Source organism: Streptomyces sp. HUAS TT7, from assembly GCF_051550175.1.
In the GTDB taxonomy this organism is placed as follows: Bacteria; Actinomycetota; Actinomycetes; order Streptomycetales; family Streptomycetaceae; genus Streptomyces.
Window position 1 is genome coordinate 6663147 of sequence record NZ_CP196175.1, and the last position, 17232, is coordinate 6680378.

Here is a 17232-nt window from a genome sequence, read left to right on the forward strand (position 1 = left end):
CGATTCATGCGAAGCTGGGGAACATGAGCGTCGATACACCCCGCAGGATCGTCCTTCTGAGGCACGCGAAAGCCGACTGGCCCCAGGTGTCCGACCACGACCGGCCGCTCGCCGAACGGGGCAGGAAGGACGCCCCCGTCGCCGGCCGCTGGCTGGCCGGAGCCGGCGTCGTCCCGGATCTCGCCCTCTGCTCCAGCGCGGCCAGGACCCGCGAGACCTGGAAGCTCGCCGTCCAGGAACTGCCGCAGCGCCCCAGGACGGTGTACGAGGAGAGGATGTACGAGGCCTCCCTCGGCGAGCTGATCGCGCTGGTCAACGAGACCCCCGACGACGTCGCCGACCTCCTGCTCGTCGGGCACAACCCCGGGATGCACGCGCTTGCCGACGCGCTCGCCGGTGACGCCGAGGGCGACGTACTGGCCCGGATGAACCGCAGCGGCTTCCCCACCTGCGCCGTCGCCGTGCTCACCTTCAACGGCTCCTGGAAGTCCGTGGAGCACGGGGTGGGCAGGCTCGTCTCCTTCTGGGCCCCGCACGCCTGACCCCGTCACGAACGCTTTCGTACGCGACGAAGGCCCCGGTACGCGATGTGCGCGGGGCCTTCACCACGTACGGGCGGTTCAGTCGACGAGGCCGTCCGCCGCCTCGACCTCTTCCCGGGTGATGCCGAGCAGATAGAGCACGGTGTCGAGGAAGGGCACGTTCACCGCGGTGTGCGCGGCCTCGCGGACCACCGGCTTGGCGTTGAAGGCGACGCCGAGGCCCGCCGCGTTCAGCATGTCGAGGTCGTTGGCGCCGTCGCCGATCGCCACCGTCTGGGCCAGCGGCACCCCTGCCTCGGCGGCGAACTCCCGCAGCAGCCGCGCCTTCCCGGCCCGGTCGACGATGTCGCCCGTGACCCGGCCGGTGAACTTGCCGTCCTCGATCTCCAGGGTGTTGGCGGAGGCGAAGTCGAGCCCGAGCTGGTCCTTGAGACCGTCGGTGACCTGGGTGAACCCGCCCGAGACGACGCCCACTTGATAGCCGAGCGCCTTGAGCGTACGGATCAGGGTGCGGGCGCCGGGAGTGAGCCGGACCTCGGCCCGCACCTTGTCCACCACCGACGCGTCAAGGCCGCGCAGGAGCGCCACCCGGGCGTGCAGCGACTGCTCGAAGTCCAGCTCGCCGCGCATCGCGGCGGCGGTGACCTCGGCGACCTCGTCCTCGCACCCGGCGTGCGCGGCGAAGAGCTCGATCACCTCGTCCTGGATCAGCGTGGAGTCCACGTCCATCACGACGAGCCGCTGGGCCCGCCGGTGCAGCCCCGCCGAGACGACGGCCACGTCCACGCCGAGGGCGGCGGCCTCGGTCGCCAGCGCGGTGCGCAGCGGCGCGGTCTCCACCCCGGACACCGCGAACTCCACCGCTGTGACCGGGTACTTGGCGAGCCGGAAGATGCGGTCGATGTTGCCGCCGGTGGCGGTGATGCTGGCCGCTATGGCCGCCGTGGACTCGGCGGTCAGCGGGTGGCCGAGCACGGTGACGTGCGAACGGCCGCTGCCGCGCGGCCTGTTGTCGCCGATGCCGGAGATGATCTCGGCTTCGAGCCTGAGTGATTCGGCCCAGCTGTGCACGGTGGCGCGCAGCTCTCCCGAGGTGGCCACGGTCGGCTCGGTGACGAGCACGCACAGGACGAGACGGCCACGGGAGACGACCTGTTCGATGTCCACGACATCGACGGAGTAGGCGGCGAGGGTGTCGAAGAGCCCGGCGGTGATGCCGGGGCGGTCCTTGCCGAAGATCTTGACGAGGAGGGTCGGTACGTCAGAGCTCTGACCGGCGTCGGAGTTCTGGCCGGCGAGGGGCAGGGGCGATGGCGTCATGGTGATCCCACCGTATCCGGCCACGGCGCACGCCCGGCACGCCGTCCCGCCCTGCGGACAGCGCCCCCTCGTACGGCCCCGTCACCGGGACGGCGTGCTGCTCAGCGGCGGCCCCGCGGCGCCCCGGGCGGAGGCGGCGGGCCCTCCTCCGGGGGCCGGTACGGGCGGGGCCCCGCCCGGGGGCGGCCCGGGGGACCCGGCATCGTGGGGGAGCCGTGCAGGCCCGGCGGCAGCTTCAGATACGGGTTGGTGTCGGGGTTCGGCGGGCGGTAGGAGGGCGCCGGGTTGTACGGACCCGGCACCGTCTCCTCGCGGGGCCCGGGCACGCCGGGTGCCGGGACGCGGGCCAGGACCGCGGCCCGCCGCCCCGCCGCCCCCGCCGTCCACGCGAGCAGCGCGCCCACCGCCCCCGCCACGGCCCCCCACCCGGCGCCGAGCGCGAGGGCGAGCCCCGCGTCGCCGTGCAGCTCGATGCCCGCCCCGAACGCGTCGAAGCCCAGAACCGACAGCGACGCGTTCGCGGACACCCCGGTGAGCCACACCATCAGGGGAAGCGCCACCGCGGTGGCCGCGGCCAGCGACAGCGCACACCGCCCCACGAAAGCGCCGAGCGAGCGCCCGCCCACCGGCGTACGAGCCGCGGCGAGCACCCCCGCGTACAGCATGAGCACCCCCGTCGCGACCGCCAACAGCCAGACCCGATGGTCGAGTTGGGCCAGCCGCCCCAGCGTCACCGACTCGTCGCTCTTCGCCCCGATCAGCTTGTCGAGCGGGTCGGGCAGGACGGTGGCGAGGGTGCCCGTGGCATGCCCGTGCCAGGGCACGAAGAGCCCGAGCGGGATCGCCAGCCACACCCCGTTGGGCGCGCCGAGCAGCGCCGCGCCCGCGATCCGCTTCGGGTGGGCGTCGCCGATCGCCGCGTACGCCGCCGCCGCGAGCCCCGCCACGACCGCCACCAGGACCACCGACACCAGCGCGGACACCGCGGGCCGCACCACCCGGTGCAACGCCGACCAGCCGCGCGGCAGCGGGGTGCGGCGCGAGGCGAGCAGGGCGATCACCAGGACCGCGGGCACCCAGCAGGCCGCGCCCACCAGCGAGCGGGTGGTTTGGACGCTGAAGCCGACCTTCGCCTTGGCGTCCGCGAGATCGGCGAGCCGGCCGGGCAGCAGGCCACCGACGTCCCCGATGCCGGGGATGCTCGGCACGCCGGGCACCTTCACCCGGCCGAGGCCCAGCTGGGAGCCGTCGAGCGTGATGAGGTCGTGGCCGGCCCAGGCGAGCGCGCCGACGACGGCGACGAACAGAACGGCCACCGCGGCCGCGCGGGCCGCGAGTTCCGCGCCGGAGATCCAGGCTCCGGCGGCCCGCAGCGAGCGGAGGAAGAAGAAGGCGAGCAGCAGGGCGCCCGCGAGCCCGACGCCCAGTGGCGTGAAATCGACGGCCGTTCTCGCCTCGGCGCCGGTGAGCCCGAACGCCGAGACGTCGCCGGACGGGGTGACCGAGCCGCCGGCCCCGAGCACCACCACGGCCGCGGTCATCGGGCCGAGCGCCCCCGCCGCGTCGGCTCCGAGCAGATGCAGCCCGAGCGCGGCCGTGCCCGCCATCGCGACCAGCGCCCAGCTCACCGAGGCGATCGAGGCGAGCACGACATCGCCCCACCGGATCACGCCTCGGACGTCGTTGTCGCCCACGCTCATCAGGACCCCCCGATACGAGCCGACTTGCCCCTATTCGCACGGAGGAACCATTTTCATCCGCTGCCATGTTCATTTATGGGCGGACATCATGATCCGTACGCACTCATGGGCGCTTACTACTCTCGGGGGGTGTTTGGTCCACGTCAACGGGCGGACCGCGGGCGCCTGTTGCACGACCGCGACCGGACTGTGCCGGGTCTGTGCACGTAATTCACAAGGCCCGGGTTTCGGATACGAGCCCGGGCCTGAAATAGTTCCCCACGATGTTCACCATCCCTAGACTCCCTGTGTCGGGAGTCACAGGCCTCCGGTGCGGAGGTCTTTCGGGGGACGATAAGTGGGGCTGGAGTGCCGGAACTCGTACTGGAATTGAATGGCAGCACCTGGACGCTCGATCCGTCCAGGTCGTACACCCTCGGGCGTGATCCGCAGGGTGACCTCGTGGTCGACGACGCCAGAGTCTCGTGGCGCCACGCCACGATCAGCTGGGGCGGCCGCAGTTGGGTCATCGAGGATCACGGATCGACCAACGGCACTTATGTGCAGGGCCAGCGGATCCACCAGATGGAAATCGGCCCCGGCTCTTCCGTCCACCTCGGCAACGCGACCGACGGCCCGCGGCTGAATCTGAGCGGTGCCGCCGCGGCCGCCTACGCGCAGCCCGCCCCGGCCCAGCAGGCGCAGGCCGCGCCTGCCCACCCGCAGCCCCAGCAGGCCCCGCCGCAGCAGTGGCAGCAGCAGCCCCAGCAGGCGCAGGTCCCGCCGCAGCAGCAGTGGCAGCAGCCCCAGGCTCAGCAGCCCCAGGCTCAGCAGCCGCAGTTCCCGCAGCAGCAGGGCGGCGGCGCGGGTGCTCCGCCGGTCTACGGCGACCGCAGCCCGACCACGTTCCACCAGGTCGCGCTCGGCCGCGTCATGCGGATCGGCCGTGCCCTTGAGAACGAGCTGGTGGTCTCCGACCTCCAGGTCTCGCGTCACCACGCGGAGTTCCACGCGACGCCCGACGGCCGGATGGAGATCCGCGACCTCGGGTCCCACAACGGCACGTACGTCAACGGCCAGCCGATCGCCAAGGGCGGCAGCGTCCTGCTCGGCCCGCAGGACATCGTCGGTGTCGGCCACTCGACCTTCCGCATCGTCGGCGACCGGCTCGAAGAGTTCGTCGACACCGGTGACGTCTCCTTCTCGGCCCGCCACCTGACCGTCACGGTCGACGGCGGCAAGGACATCCTCAAGGACGTCTCCTTCGGCGTCCCCGAGAAGTCCCTCATCGCGGTCATCGGCCCCTCGGGCTCCGGAAAGTCCACCCTGCTCAAGGCACTCACCGGCTACCGGCCCGCCAACAAGGGTGACGTCCTCTACGACAACCGGAACCTGTACAAGCAGTTCGCCGAGCTGCGCCAGCGCATCGGTCTGGTCCCGCAGGACGACATCCTGCACAAGGAGCTGACCGTCAAGAAGGCGCTGAAGTACGCGGCCAAGCTGCGCTTCCCCGCCGACACCACCGAGAACGAGCGCCAGCAGCGCATCGACGAGGTGCTGCGCGAGCTCAAGCTCGACATCCACAAGGAGAAGAAGGTCACCTCCCTCTCCGGTGGGCAGCGCAAGCGCGTCTCGGTGGCCCTGGAGCTCCTGACCAAGCCGTCGCTGATCTTCCTCGACGAGCCCACCTCGGGCCTCGACCCGGGCATGGACCGCGACGTCATGCAGCTGCTCCGCGGCCTCGCCGACGACGGCCGCACCGTCCTGGTCGTCACCCACTCGGTGGCCGAGCTCGCCATCTGCGACAAGCTCCTCGTGATGGCGCCGGGCGGCTCGGTGGCGTACTTCGGTCCGCCCGAGGAGGCGCTGAACTTCTTCGGCTACAGCACCTGGGCCGATGTCTTCTCCGCCTTCGAGAGCTACCGCGACTACGACTGGGCGGGCCGCTGGAAGGGCTCGCAGCATTACCAGATGTACGCCGCGGACATCGACGCGGTCGCCCCGCAGTCCGTACAGATGCCGCCGGCCCAGGCGATGAAGCCGCCGAAGCCGCAGGGCTGGGTCTCCCAGCTGTGGACCCTGATGCGCCGCTACGTCTCGGTCATCGCCTCCGACAAGGGCTTCCTCGCCCTGTCGGTGGCCCTGCCCGCGGTGATCGGCTCGGTCAGCGTCGTCATCCCGGCGAAGTTCGGCCTCGCGCCGCCCACGCCGCCGTCCCGGTTCAACGGCGACGCCGGCACGATCATGCTGATCCTCGCGGTCGGCATGTGCTTCTCCGGTGCGGCCAACTCCGTACGAGAACTGATCAAGGAACGGGTCATCTACGAACGGGAACGGGCCACCGGCCTGTCCCGCTCGGCGTACCTGATGTCCAAGATCCTCGTGCTCGGCGTCATCACGGCCTTCCAGGGCGTGATCCTCTGCGTGATCGGCTTCTCGACCCGCAAGCTGCCCACCGAGGGCCTCGTGATGCCGCCCGCGGTCGAGATGTGCCTGGTCGTGATCGCCCTCGGCTTCACCTCGATGATGTTCGGCCTGATCATCTCCTCGCTGGTGAAGACCTCCGAGAAGACGATGCCGCTCCTGGTCATGTTCGCCATCGTGCAGGTCGTCTTCACCGGCATCCTGTTCAAGGTGTACGACTCGGTCGGCCTGGAGCAGTTCGCCTGGCTGATGCCGTCGCGCTGGGCCATCGCGGGCGTCGGCACGACGCTCGACCTGTCCCACCTGATGGGGCCGATGGACCAGAACGACCCGACCAACCTCGACCCGCTGTGGAAGCACGAGGCGTCGCAGTGGTTCATCGACATCTCGGTGCTGCTGTTCATCGGCGTGGCCCTCGGCTTCGTGGTCGCACGCCTGCTGCGCCGCCACGAGCCCGAGGTCATGCGCAAGTAGCCCGCGCCTGACCACGCGAGAAGGGCGGCACCCCCGAGGGGGTGCCGCCCTTCTGCTGCGTCCGGAGAGATCAGCCGTCCGGCGAGGACCAGCGGTCCTGAAAAGGATCAGTAGGCGCTGTTGACGTTGTCCATCGAGCCGTACTTGTCGGCCGCGTAGTTGGCGGCGGCGGTGATGTTGGCGACCGGGTCGTAGATGTTCCACGAGGTGCCGGGCACGTGGTACGCGTTGAAGGTCGGCTGGATGACCTGGAGCAGGCCCTTGGACGGGACGCCGTTGATGGCGTTGATGTCCCAGCCGTTGATGGCGTTCGGGTTACCGGTCGACTCGCGCATGATGTTGCGGTGCAGACCCTCGTAGGTGCCCGGGATGCCCTTGCTCTTCATGATGTCGAGGGACTCGCGGATCCAGCCGTCGAGGTTGTTCGCGTACACCGGCTTGCGGGCGGCGGAGCGGCTGGCGGCAGCCGCCTCGTCCCGCTTCTTCGCCTCGGCCGCGGCCTTCGCCTTGGCGTCCGCGTCGGCCTGCGCCTTGGCGGCGGTCTTGGCCTGCTGGGCGGCGGTGACGTGCTGCTTGGAGACGGACTCCGAAACGGTCTTCGTGCTGGCGACGGTCGCCGAGAAGGCGGCGGGCTCGGCAGCTACGGCGTTGCCCGACTGACCCGTCCCGGGGAAGACCGAGAGGGCGAGAGCGGCGGCGCCGAGGGCGGCGACACCGGCAATCGAGATCTTGTGCGTCTGGGTCAGACGACTGTGACCAGGGTTGCTGGACTCGGGCATGGCTGCTGGACCTCTTCCGAATGGCGTGGACGGCGCACCGAAGCGCCGCGGCGATGTAGCCGCAGCGCTGTGCGACGGGAGCCATTGTTAGCGGCCGCAAAATCTGGTGGCAAAGGTGCTACATACGAAGCCGGGTAGTGGATCACGCCCGGGCGAAAGACGGCTCGTACCCACTCTCACCCCGCTCACACCGCCTTTATTTGTCCACTAAACCGCTTCGTAAGTGATGTGCGTCCTATGCGCGGGCTCACATCGGACACGTAACAGTCTCACCAGGCGTTGCTGTAGCAATGCACACGGTGAGGGTTCTCGTCCGGAAGGATGAGGTGGACGTCGCCGAACTCGTGCCACAGGTAGAGCCTGCTCAGTGCCTGGTCGTAGGCGGCGGCCAGCGCCTCGCGCCCCGCGATCGCCTCCAGCATCAGAAGGTGCGAGGCCTCCGGCTCGTGCAGCCCGGTCAGCAGACCGTCCACCACCCGCACCCCGCGCTCCGGGGTCACCACGAGATCCGTCCAGCCCGCGGCCGCGCGCACCACCCCGTCGGCCCCGGCCGCCGACTCCAGGGCGCGCACCCCCGTCGTCCCTACAGCCACCACCCGGCCGCCCCCCGCCTTGGCGGCGTTCACCAGGCGGGCCGTCGCCCCCGGCACCTCGAAACGCTCCGGGTACGGCGGCTCGTGCGCCTCCGCCGATGCCACCCCCGTATGCAGCGTGACCGGCGCGAACTGCACGCCGCGCCGCACCAGCTCCGCGATCAGCTCGACCGTGAAGGGCCGCGCCGCGCTCGGCATCTCCGCCGAGCCGAGCCCGCCGGGCGCCGGCAGCGCGAACACCGTCTGGTAGGCGGCGAGCGGCTGGTCCCGCTCGGTGTACCCGTACCGGATGGGCCGCCCGTGCCGGTGCAGCAGCCCCGGCACATCCGCCGCGGAGACCCGCGCCCACCACAGCCGGTCCGGGCTCAGCGCCTCGTCGAGCACGAGCCGCTCCCCACCGGGCAGCGCCACCACGGCCCCCGCCCGGTCCCCGGTCCGCCGCTCGGTGCTCCCCGACGCCGTCGGCGTACGCAGCTCCACCGCCCAGCGCCCGTCGGGTCCCCGGGTCGAGAAGTGCACCACCACCGGCCGGCCCTCCACCGTCCCGTCGACCGCCGCGGGCATCGTCTGCGACGTATTGACGACCAGGACGTCACCGGCCCGCAGCTGCCCGGCGAGATCACGGAAGGCGTGGTGGGAGACCCGCGTGCCGCGCGACACCATCAGCCGTACGTCGTCGCGCCCCGTCCCGCGCACTTCCGCGGGCACCGAAGCGAGCAGACCGTCGGGCACCCGCACCACCATGGGCACGGTCATCGGGTCACCTCCACAAGGCCTTCTGCAAGAGAGGGGGCGCTGTAGCGCCCGCTCGCCGGCCGCTCGTCGAGGAGCCGCAGGAATCCCGGCACCGCCGTCGAGGGCTCCGGCCGGTCCGAGTCGTCGCCCGGCACCGCCGCCGCGTACAGGTCGGTGCGCATGTCGCCCGGGTCCACCGCCCACACCCGGAGCCCCGGCTCCTCCACGGCGAGCACCGCCGCCAGCTGGTCGAGGGCCGCCTTCGAGGCCCCGTACCCGCCCCATGTCCCGTACGCCTCGGCCGCCGCGTCCGAACTGACCGCGACCACCGCGCCCGCGGGGGACTCCCGCAGCTGCGGCAGCGCCTCCTGCACGAGGCCGAGCGCCGCGACCACATTGGTCTCCATGGCCGCCCGCAGACCGGCCAGGTCCAGCTCGTCGAGCCGTACGAGCGGCTCGGCGCCCAGCGCGGAGGCGTTGTTCACCAGGAGGTCGAGCCCGCCGAGATCCCGGGCCGCCGCCACCAGCTCCGCGCGGTGCCCGGCATCGGTGACGTCCCCGGGCAGCGCCACGACCTTCGTCCCGTACGTATCGAGCCCGCGCGCCGCCTCCTCCAGTACAGAAGCGGTCCTGGCATCGAGGACCAGGTCCCAGCCCCGCTCCGCCAGCGCCCCGGCGAGCGCCCGTCCGAGCCCCTTCGAGGCCCCCGTGATGATCGCAACCGGCATGATGACCAACCCCTCTGTCCGTCGAGCTGTCCGTCGATGCGTTCAGAGTGGCTCCGGGTGCGCCCCCGCCGCCTCGGACGCGGGCCCCACCCCGGCAAGGCACTTCGACCTAGGCCCGGCGGCCTAATCAGCAGCGGTCCACAGGCCGAGGCGCGCTGTCACACCCCGCCGGTACGGTGACCACATGAGCCGCTCCCGTCCTCCACACGCCCCCGGACCAGGGGAGACCCCGTCACCGAGCGCGGGCCTCGCCGCCGTGAGCACCGCCCTGCTCGCCATGAGCAGGCACCTGGAGGTCGGGGACGTCCTCAAGACGATCACCGCGTCCGCCCGCGAGCTGCTCGACGCGGAGTACGCGGCGCTCGGCGTCCCGGACGACCACGGCGGCTTCGCCCAGTTCGTGGTCGACGGGGTGAGCGAGGAGCAGTGGCGGGCCATCGGGCCGCTGCCCCGCCAGCACGGCATCCTGGCCGCGATGCTTCACGAGGAGAAGGCCGAGCGCCTCGCCGACGTCCGCAAGGACCCGCGCTTCGAGGGCTGGCCCTCCGCCCACCCCGACATGTCCGACTTCCTGGGCATGCCGATCCGCGACGGCGAGGAGACGCTCGGCGCCCTCTTCCTAGCCAACAAGCGCTGCCCCAAGCCGGACGGCGGCTGCGGCTTCACCCAGCACGACGAGGAACTCCTTCGCCTGCTCGCCCAGCACGCCGCGATCGCCCTCACCAACGCCCGCCTGTACGAGCGCAGCCGCGAGCTGACCATCGCCGAGGAGCGCTCCCGGCTCGCCCACGAGCTGCACGACGCGGTCAGCCAGAAGCTCTTCTCGCTCCGCCTCACCGCCCAGGCGGCCGCCACCCTGGTGGACCGCGACCCGGCCCGCGCCAAGGGCGAGCTCCAGCAGGTCGCGGCCCTCGCGGCAGAAGCGGCCGACGAACTGCGCGCCGCCGTGGTGGAGTTGAGGCCCGCGGCCCTGGAGGAGGACGGCCTGGTGCACACGCTGCGCACCCAGATCCAGGTCCTCGACCGGGCCCACTCGGCCCGCGTCACCTTCGACAACCAAGGGGTGCGCGCGCTGCCGCCGGCCCAGGAGGAGGCCCTGCTCCGGGTCGCCCAGGAGGCCCTGCACAACGCGCTGCGCCACTCCGGCGCCGGCCGGGTCGACGTCGTCCTGGAGCGACGCGGCCAGGGCGCGGTCCTGCGGGTCACGGACAACGGCCGGGGCTTCGAGCCGAGCCGGGTCCGCCGCGCGGGCCGCCACCTCGGCCTGGTGTCGATGCGGCACCGGGCGAGCGGCGTCGGCGGCAGGCTCACCGTGCAATCGGCACCCGGCGAGGGCGCCACGATCGAGATGGAGGTCCCCGGTGGCTGACAAGGTGATCAGGGTCCTGCTCGTGGACGACCACCAGGTGGTCCGCCGAGGGCTGCGTACGTTCCTGGAAGTACAGGACGACATAGAAGTGGTGGGGGAGGCCTCCGACGGCGCCGAGGGCGTGGCCCGCGCCGAGGAGCTGAAGCCGGACGTCGTCCTGATGGACGTGAAGATGCCGGGCATGGACGGCATCGAGGCCCTGCGCAAGCTCCGCGAGCTCGCCAATGGGGCCAAGGTCCTCGTCGTCACCAGCTTCACCGAGCAGCGCACCGTGGTCCCCGCCCTGCGCGCCGGCGCCTCCGGCTACGTATACAAGGACGTCGACCCGGACGCGCTTGCCGGAGCGATCCGCTCGGTGCACGCCGGCCATGTGCTGCTCCAGCCCGAGGTCGCGGGCGCCCTGCTCAGCCAGGACGACGGGCACGGAGGCACCGGGCGCGGCTCGACCCTCACCGAGCGGGAGAAGGAGGTCCTCGCGCTGATCGCCGACGGCCGCTCCAACCGCGAGATCGCCCGCCACCTCGTGCTGTCCGAGAAGACCGTCAAGACGCACGTCTCCAACATCCTGATGAAGCTGGACCTGGCCGACCGCACGCAGGCCGCGCTGTGGGCCGTGCGGCACGGCGTGACGGGCTGATCCGACTGTCCGACATACGTAAACCGGATCGTCACCATCCGGTGCAAGATTCATACCGTCGTGTGGATGTCACCCACATAGCGCATCCCCCTGGTGGCGGCGGCCGTTCTCCAGGCATGCCGCGGCGGTTGGTCGCGGCGAAGACCAGGAGGATTCCAGAACATGAAGCTCAACAAGGCTCTCGCCGTCACCGTGCTCGCCGGCGGAGCCCTCGCTGCCGCGACCGGTGCCGCCTCCGCCCACGGCGCCGACGGCAAGGCCGAGCACTCCCCGGGCATCGCCTCCGGCAACCTGGTGCAGGCTCCGGTGAGCGTCCCCCTGAACGTCTCGGGCAACACGCTCAACGTGGTCGGCCTCCTCAACTCGGCCTTCGGGAACGAGGCCACCAACAACTGACCGGCCCCGCGCCAGCGCAGTGACCTCCGGCCCCCGGGTTCCACCCGGGGGCCGGTCCGCTGCCCGGACCGTTTCGGCGCCGAGACCTCGGCCCGCGAGACCTCAGCCCCGCTCCCGCTCCTCCACATACGCGTTGTACGCCGCGACCCTGGCCCGCCGGGCCACCCGCTCGACCGGGCGCAGCGCCTCGCCCCGCGCCGTGATCTCCGAGGCGCTCACCGCGCCCCCGTGCCCGCTCTCGTACGCCAGCGACACCAGCAGCCCGACCCGCCGGGCCAGCTCCAACACCCGTACCGCGCGCGGCGGATAGCCCGGCGCGAGCACCTCCTCGTCGGGGCCCTCGGCCCGCGCCCGGTAGGCGTCGATCGCGGCGGTCGCGGCCGGACCCGAGCCCGCCACGTCGAGCCGGGTGAGCGCGGCCGTCGCCTCCCGCAGCGCCTCCGCGAGCTCACGCTCGGCCTCCCCGAGCGAGGGCACGTCCGCGGGCGGCGCCTCGCGCACCGCCAGGCAGTGCCAGACGACCTGCGTGTGCACATCCCCGGCGGGCCCGGCCTCGTACAGCTCGGGAACGAGACCGTAGGGCGCCCCGAACCCGATCACGGCCTCCTCGGCCTCAAGGGCGCGTGCGTTGAACTCCGGGGGACCGCTGAGCCCCAGCGGATGCCCCGCCGCCGGGAGCGCGACCCGCCAGCCGGTCACCCCGAGGGTGCGCAGCCGGCCGAGCGCCAGCGTGAGCCCCACCGGCGCGGATTCGCCGGGCAGCCCCTCCACGCGGTGCACCGCGTCGTCCCCGACGATCGCGAGCGCCGCGTCGTCCGGCGAGACATTTCCGGCCAACAGGGCATTTCCCCAAGCGGCCAGCCGACCTGAACGTGGTTCCGAGAACATGCTTCAACCCTAGAGAAACCGCAGGGCCGGACCTAGAGGCGGGATCACTTCGCCAGTGGCGTAGGTTTTCCCTGGGGACCGCGCCCACAGGCGCCCCCGGCAAGCACTCGCGAACTCAAGACGATGGCATGGGGAGACAACGCGCTCATGAGCGATGTACTGGAGCTGGTGGACGTATCCGTGGTCCGCGACGGACGCGCTCTGGTGGACGACGTCTCCTGGTCGGTCAAGGAAGGCGAGCGCTGGGTCATCCTCGGTCCCAACGGCGCCGGCAAGACCACCCTCCTCAACATCGCCTCCAGCTACCTCTTCCCGAGCACCGGCACCGCCAAGATCCTCGGTGAACAGCTCGGCAAGGTGGACGTCTTCGAGCTGCGCCCGCGCATCGGCATGGCCGGCGTCGCCATGGCCGACAAGCTCCCCAAGCGCCAGACCGTCCTGCAGACCGTGCTCACCGCCGCGTACGGCATGACCGCCACCTGGCAGGAGGAGTACGACGCCGTCGACGAGGACCGCGCCCGCGCCTTCCTCGACCGGCTCGGCATGACGGACTTCCTGGACCGCAAGTTCGGCACGCTCTCCGAGGGCGAGCGCAAGCGCACCCTGATCGCCCGCGCCATGATGACCGACCCCGAGCTCCTCCTCCTCGACGAGCCGGCCGCCGGCCTCGACCTCGGCGGCCGCGAGGACCTGGTCCGGCGCCTGGGCCGGCTCGCCCGCGACCCGTACGCGCCCTCGATGGTGATGGTCACCCACCACGTCGAGGAGATCGCCCCCGGCTTCACCCACGTCCTCATGATCCGACAGGGCAAGGTCCTCGCCGCCGGCCCCATGGAGACCGAGCTCACCTCCCGCAACCTCTCCCTCTGCTTCGGCCTCCCGCTCCTCGTCGAGCATCGCGGCGACCGCTACACGGCGACCGGCCTCCCGCTCGGCTAGGGCCTTAGTGCACTGTCGGTGAGGGGATGCCCGGACCTACCATGACCTTGTGGACATCGAGGCATGGGTTTGGTGGCTGATAGGCGCGGCAGCTCTGGGCATTCCCCTCGTTCTGACCGCCATGCCCGAATTCGGCATGATGGCGGTCGGCGCGGTCGCCGCCGCCATAGGCGCGGGCTTCGGACTCGGTCCCGTGGCCCAGGTCCTCGTCTTCGTGGTGGTCTCGGTCGCCCTCGTCTCCGTCGTACGGCCCATCGCCGCCCGCCATCGGGCCCAGCGTCCCCAACTCGCCACCGGCACCGAGGCGTTGAAGGGCCGTCAGGCCGTCGTCCTGGAACGGGTCGACGCCGGCGGCGGCCGGATCAAACTCGCGGGCGAGGTCTGGTCGGCCCGCGCGCTCGACGCGGACGGGGTATTCGAGCCAGGCCGTCAGGTCGACGTCGTCGAGATCGACGGAGCCACTGCCATCGTCATGTGAACCATGCCAGGATCATCGGGTCCGGTAACTACCAACGTTTCCAGGGCCATCCGAGAGCAAGAAGGGCACGGGGTACGCGATGCAACCGATCATCATCGTCCTGATCATCCTGGTGGTGCTGGTCTTCATCGCCCTGATCAAAACGATCCAGGTGATCCCGCAGGCCAGCGCCGCCATCGTGGAGCGCTTCGGCCGCTACACGAGGACGCTGAACGCGGGTCTGAACATCGTCGTCCCGTTCATCGACTCGATCCGCAACCGGATCGACCTCCGCGAGCAGGTCGTCCCCTTCCCGCCCCAGCCGGTGATCACCCAGGACAACCTGGTCGTCAACATCGACACCGTCATCTACTACCAGGTGACCGACGCCCGGGCCGCCACGTACGAAGTCGCCAGCTACATCCAGGCGATCGAGCAGCTCACCGTCACCACGCTCCGCAACATCATCGGCGGCATGGACCTGGAGCGGACCCTGACCTCCCGCGAGGAGATCAACGCGGCCCTGCGCGGCGTCCTCGACGAGGCCACCGGCAAGTGGGGCATCCGCGTCAACCGCGTCGAACTCAAGGCGATCGAGCCGCCGACCTCCATCCAGGACTCGATGGAGAAGCAGATGCGCGCCGACCGTGACAAGCGCGCGGCCATCCTCCAGGCCGAAGGTGTACGGCAGTCGGAGATCCTGCGCGCCGAGGGTGAGAAGCAGTCCGCGATCCTGCGCGCCGAAGGTGAGGCCAAGGCGGCCGCCCTGCGTGCCGAGGGCGAGGCCCAGGCCATCCGCACGGTCTTCGAGTCCATCCACGCCGGCGACCCCGACCAGAAGCTGCTCTCCTACCAGTACCTCCAGATGCTCCCGAAGATCGCCGAGGGCGATGCCAACAAGCTCTGGATCGTGCCCAGCGAGATCGGCGACGCCCTCAAGGGCCTCTCCGGCGCCTTCGGCAACCTCGGCGGCGGCATGCCCGGCTTCAACACCGGCGGCAACAACGGCAACGGTGCGACCGAGCGCCGCGAAGAACCCCCGGTGGACTGATGGTCATGGGCCGAACGGCCCATGCGCCAGGGGCAGTTGACTGCCCCATACACCCTTCATGCATGATCGGTGAGGCCCCTCGACCTCGATGGCGGGGAGGCGACTCACTGAACGTGTAAGGAGATGGCCTTGTCCATCTGGGAAGCACTCGCGGTCTTCGCCGCCGGCATCGGCGCGGGCACCATCAACACGATCGTCGGATCCGGCACGCTCCTCACCTTCCCCGTGCTGCTAGCGACCGGCCTGCCACCGATCACCGCGAACGTGTCCAACGCGCTCGGCCTGGTCCCCGGCTCCATCAGCGGGGCCATCGGCTACCGCCACGAACTGCGTGGCCAGACCCGCAGGGTGCTCCGCCTCGGCGGCATCGCCCTGCTCGGCGGTCTCGCCGGGGCGATCCTGCTGCTCGCGCTGCCGTCCTCGTCGTTCGACGCGATCGTCCCGGTCCTGGTCGGCTTGGCCCTCGTCCTCGTCCTGTTCCAGCCGCGCCTGGCCGCCGCCATCAGGCGCCGCCGTGAGGCCAGCGGCACCGAGGCCCACCCCGAGGGCGGCGCCGCCCTCCTCGCAGGCCTCTTCCTCGCCAGCATGTACGGCGGCTACTTCGGCGCCGCCCAGGGCGTGCTCTACCTCTCCCTGATGGGCCTGCTCCTGCACGACAGCCTGCAGCGCATCAACGCCGTCAAGAACATCCTCGGCGCCGTGGTCAACGGCATCGCGGCCGTCTTCTTCCTCTTCGTCGCCGAGTTCGACTGGACCGCCGTCCTGCTCATCGCCGTCGGCTCGACCATAGGAGGCCAGATCGGGGCCAAGGTCGGCCGCCGCCTCAGGCCCGCGGTGCTGCGCGGAGTGATCATCGCCGTCGGCATCGTCGCGATCCTCCAACTGACCCTGAAATAGCGGCCGTACGCACATTGCGCACATGACGCACGTGAAGAAGCCCGCCTTCATTCCGAAAGCGGGCTCTCCACAAGGAAGTCGACCCCGTTACGCGGCCGGTACGGCGCCCGAAGCCAGCCACTCGGGCAGCTCGGACCGGTCCCCGGCCGCCATCGCGAGCAGCATCGCATCGGCCGGCGACGGCACGAACGGCTGCCGGAGCAGCGGCATCCCAGCCTCCTCCGGCGTCCGGTCCGCCTTGCGGTTGTTGTCCTCGGCGCAGGACGCCACCGTGTTCAGCCAGCCGTCCCGGCCACCCTGCGCCCGCGGCACCACATGGTCCACGGTCGTCGCGCGCCGCCCGCAGTACGCGCACCGGTGCTGGTCCCTGATCAGTACCCCCCGCCTCGACCACGGAGCCTGTCTTCGGAACGGCACCCGTACGTACCTGCACAGCCTGATCACCCGCGGCGCCGGTATGTCCATGGTGGCCGCACGCAGCCGCAGCCGGGGATGGGACTGCTCGACCACGGCCTTGTCCTGGAGCACCAGCACCACGGCACGGTTGAGCGTCACCGTCGACAGCGGCTCGAAGCTCGCATTCAGTACCAGCGTGTCCCGCATCCTGCCCACCTCCGTAGTGCCGGCCCACTGACTGGCGGGCTGGGATCAACTCTGGCCGGGCTCGCCACGATGGACAACGCAATATCGGGTGCCGGCGCGGGCGACGAACCCGGCCGACAACAGAAAAATGCCCTGCCCTGATCTCTCCAAGACCAGGGCAGGGCAAACGGAAAGCGAACGATCAGCTCTGTGCGGGGCCCGTGTACTCACCGATGAGCTGCGCACGCCCGAGCGTGTGGAACCGCAGGTTGAAACCGACCACGGCGGGTGAGGCATCCGCATCCGGGCCGAGCTTCTCGCTGTCGACCGCGTACACCGTGAAGACGTAACGGTGGGTCTCGCCGGCCGGCGGCGCAGCACCGCCGAAGTCCTTCGACCCGTAGTCGTTGCGTACCTGTACGGCCCCGGCCGGCAGCCCCTCGAACTTGCCGCTGCCGGCCCCCGCGGGCAGCTCGGTCACCGACGCCGGGATGTCGAACACCGACCAGTGCCAGAACCCGCTGCCCGTGGGCGCGTCCGGGTCGAAGCACGTCACCGCGAAGCTCTTCGTCCCGGCCGGAAACCCTTCCCACCGCAGCTGCGGCGAGGTGTTCCCGGCCGAGTAGACCTGGGCGTCCTTGAGCACGGCACCCGGCTCGACGTCCTCGCTCACCACGGTGAACGACGGCACCTCGGGGTGGAAGTCGTGGGGAAGCGGCGGCCTCTTGAGCTCGCTCACGTC

Annotated in this window: 17 protein-coding genes; 9 read left to right on the forward strand and 8 right to left on the reverse strand. The window is 71.0% G+C overall.

What is annotated here, in order from left to right; translation table 11 throughout:
* Positions 1-23: 23 nt before the first annotated feature.
* Positions 24-542, forward strand: a complete 519-nt coding sequence (locus ACSHXC_RS29995; protein WP_438294553.1) for a SixA phosphatase family protein — start codon at positions 24-26, stop codon at positions 540-542.
* Positions 543-620: 78 nt separating this feature from the next.
* Here ACSHXC_RS29995 and serB read toward each other — a convergent pair whose 3' ends face one another.
* Both serB and ACSHXC_RS30005 read right to left on the reverse strand, forming a co-directional pair.
* On the reverse strand, positions 621-1862 hold the full coding sequence (gene serB, locus ACSHXC_RS30000; RefSeq protein WP_438294554.1) for a phosphoserine phosphatase SerB: 1242 nt from the start codon (positions 1860-1862) through the stop codon (positions 621-623).
* Between the two features lie 101 nt (positions 1863-1963).
* Entirely contained in the window at positions 1964-3562 is a 1599-nt protein-coding gene (locus ACSHXC_RS30005) for a streptophobe family protein (protein ID WP_438294555.1), read from the reverse strand.
* Between the two features lie 348 nt (positions 3563-3910).
* On the opposite strand from ACSHXC_RS30005, the gene ACSHXC_RS30010 reads away from it, so the two are divergent.
* Positions 3911-6439, forward strand: a complete 2529-nt coding sequence (locus ACSHXC_RS30010) for an FHA domain-containing protein (RefSeq protein WP_438294556.1) — start codon at positions 3911-3913, stop codon at positions 6437-6439.
* Between the two features lie 107 nt (positions 6440-6546).
* On the opposite strand, the gene ACSHXC_RS30015 is transcribed toward ACSHXC_RS30010, so the two are convergent.
* From ACSHXC_RS30015 to ACSHXC_RS30025, 3 genes are all read right to left on the reverse strand, one after another.
* On the reverse strand, positions 6547-7218 hold the full coding sequence (locus ACSHXC_RS30015) for a transglycosylase SLT domain-containing protein (protein ID WP_438294557.1): 672 nt from the start codon (positions 7216-7218) through the stop codon (positions 6547-6549).
* A gap of 269 nt (positions 7219-7487) precedes the next feature.
* Complete coding sequence (locus ACSHXC_RS30020) at positions 7488-8567, reverse strand: S-adenosylmethionine:tRNA ribosyltransferase-isomerase (protein ID WP_438294558.1); 1080 nt, start codon at positions 8565-8567, stop codon at positions 7488-7490.
* A complete protein-coding gene (locus ACSHXC_RS30025) occupies positions 8564-9274 on the reverse strand; it encodes an SDR family NAD(P)-dependent oxidoreductase (protein ID WP_438294559.1) in 711 nt (236 codons plus the stop codon). Before ACSHXC_RS30025 ends, ACSHXC_RS30020 begins: the two co-directional genes overlap by 4 nt.
* A 184-nt stretch (positions 9275-9458) precedes the next feature.
* On the opposite strand from ACSHXC_RS30025, the gene ACSHXC_RS30030 reads away from it, so the two are divergent.
* The 3 genes from ACSHXC_RS30030 (at position 9459) to ACSHXC_RS30040 (ending at position 11676) form a co-directional block, all read left to right on the forward strand.
* The gene (locus ACSHXC_RS30030; RefSeq protein WP_438294560.1) at positions 9459-10643 is read left to right on the forward strand and encodes a GAF domain-containing sensor histidine kinase; all 1185 of its coding nucleotides are present in this window, start codon (positions 9459-9461) and stop codon (positions 10641-10643) included.
* Positions 10636-11280: a response regulator gene (locus ACSHXC_RS30035; RefSeq protein ID WP_438294561.1), complete on the forward strand. Its 645-nt coding sequence runs from the start codon at positions 10636-10638 to the stop codon at positions 11278-11280. The genes ACSHXC_RS30030 and ACSHXC_RS30035 overlap by 8 nt, the downstream gene beginning before the upstream one ends.
* Positions 11281-11442: 162 nt before the next feature.
* On the forward strand, positions 11443-11676 hold the full coding sequence (locus ACSHXC_RS30040) for a chaplin (RefSeq protein ID WP_438294562.1): 234 nt from the start codon (positions 11443-11445) through the stop codon (positions 11674-11676).
* A gap of 102 nt (positions 11677-11778) precedes the next feature.
* Here the strand turns inward: ACSHXC_RS30040 and ACSHXC_RS30045 are convergent, their stop codons facing one another.
* Positions 11779-12564, reverse strand: coding sequence for a hypothetical protein (locus tag ACSHXC_RS30045; protein ID WP_438294563.1), 786 nt, complete (start codon positions 12562-12564; stop codon positions 11779-11781).
* 147 nt (positions 12565-12711) lie between these two features.
* On the opposite strand from ACSHXC_RS30045, the gene ACSHXC_RS30050 reads away from it, so the two are divergent.
* The 4 genes from ACSHXC_RS30050 (at position 12712) to ACSHXC_RS30065 (ending at position 15908) form a co-directional block, all read left to right on the forward strand.
* A complete protein-coding gene (locus ACSHXC_RS30050; protein WP_114035983.1) occupies positions 12712-13503 on the forward strand; it encodes an ABC transporter ATP-binding protein in 792 nt (263 codons plus the stop codon).
* Positions 13504-13552: 49 nt separating this feature from the next.
* Positions 13553-13981: an NfeD family protein gene (locus ACSHXC_RS30055; RefSeq protein WP_438294564.1), complete on the forward strand. Its 429-nt coding sequence runs from the start codon at positions 13553-13555 to the stop codon at positions 13979-13981.
* 79 nt (positions 13982-14060) lie between these two features.
* Entirely contained in the window at positions 14061-15011 is a 951-nt protein-coding gene (locus ACSHXC_RS30060; protein WP_053724170.1) for an SPFH domain-containing protein, read from the forward strand.
* A gap of 123 nt (positions 15012-15134) precedes the next feature.
* The gene (locus tag ACSHXC_RS30065; protein ID WP_438294565.1) at positions 15135-15908 is read left to right on the forward strand and encodes a sulfite exporter TauE/SafE family protein; all 774 of its coding nucleotides are present in this window, start codon (positions 15135-15137) and stop codon (positions 15906-15908) included.
* Between the two features lie 87 nt (positions 15909-15995).
* Here the strand turns inward: ACSHXC_RS30065 and ACSHXC_RS30070 are convergent, their stop codons facing one another.
* Complete coding sequence (locus ACSHXC_RS30070; protein ID WP_438294566.1) at positions 15996-16511, reverse strand: HNH endonuclease; 516 nt, start codon at positions 16509-16511, stop codon at positions 15996-15998.
* Positions 16512-16692: 181 nt separating this feature from the next.
* Complete coding sequence (locus ACSHXC_RS30075; protein ID WP_438294567.1) at positions 16693-17229, reverse strand: YbhB/YbcL family Raf kinase inhibitor-like protein; 537 nt, start codon at positions 17227-17229, stop codon at positions 16693-16695.
* Between the last annotated feature and the right edge of the window lie 3 nt (positions 17230-17232).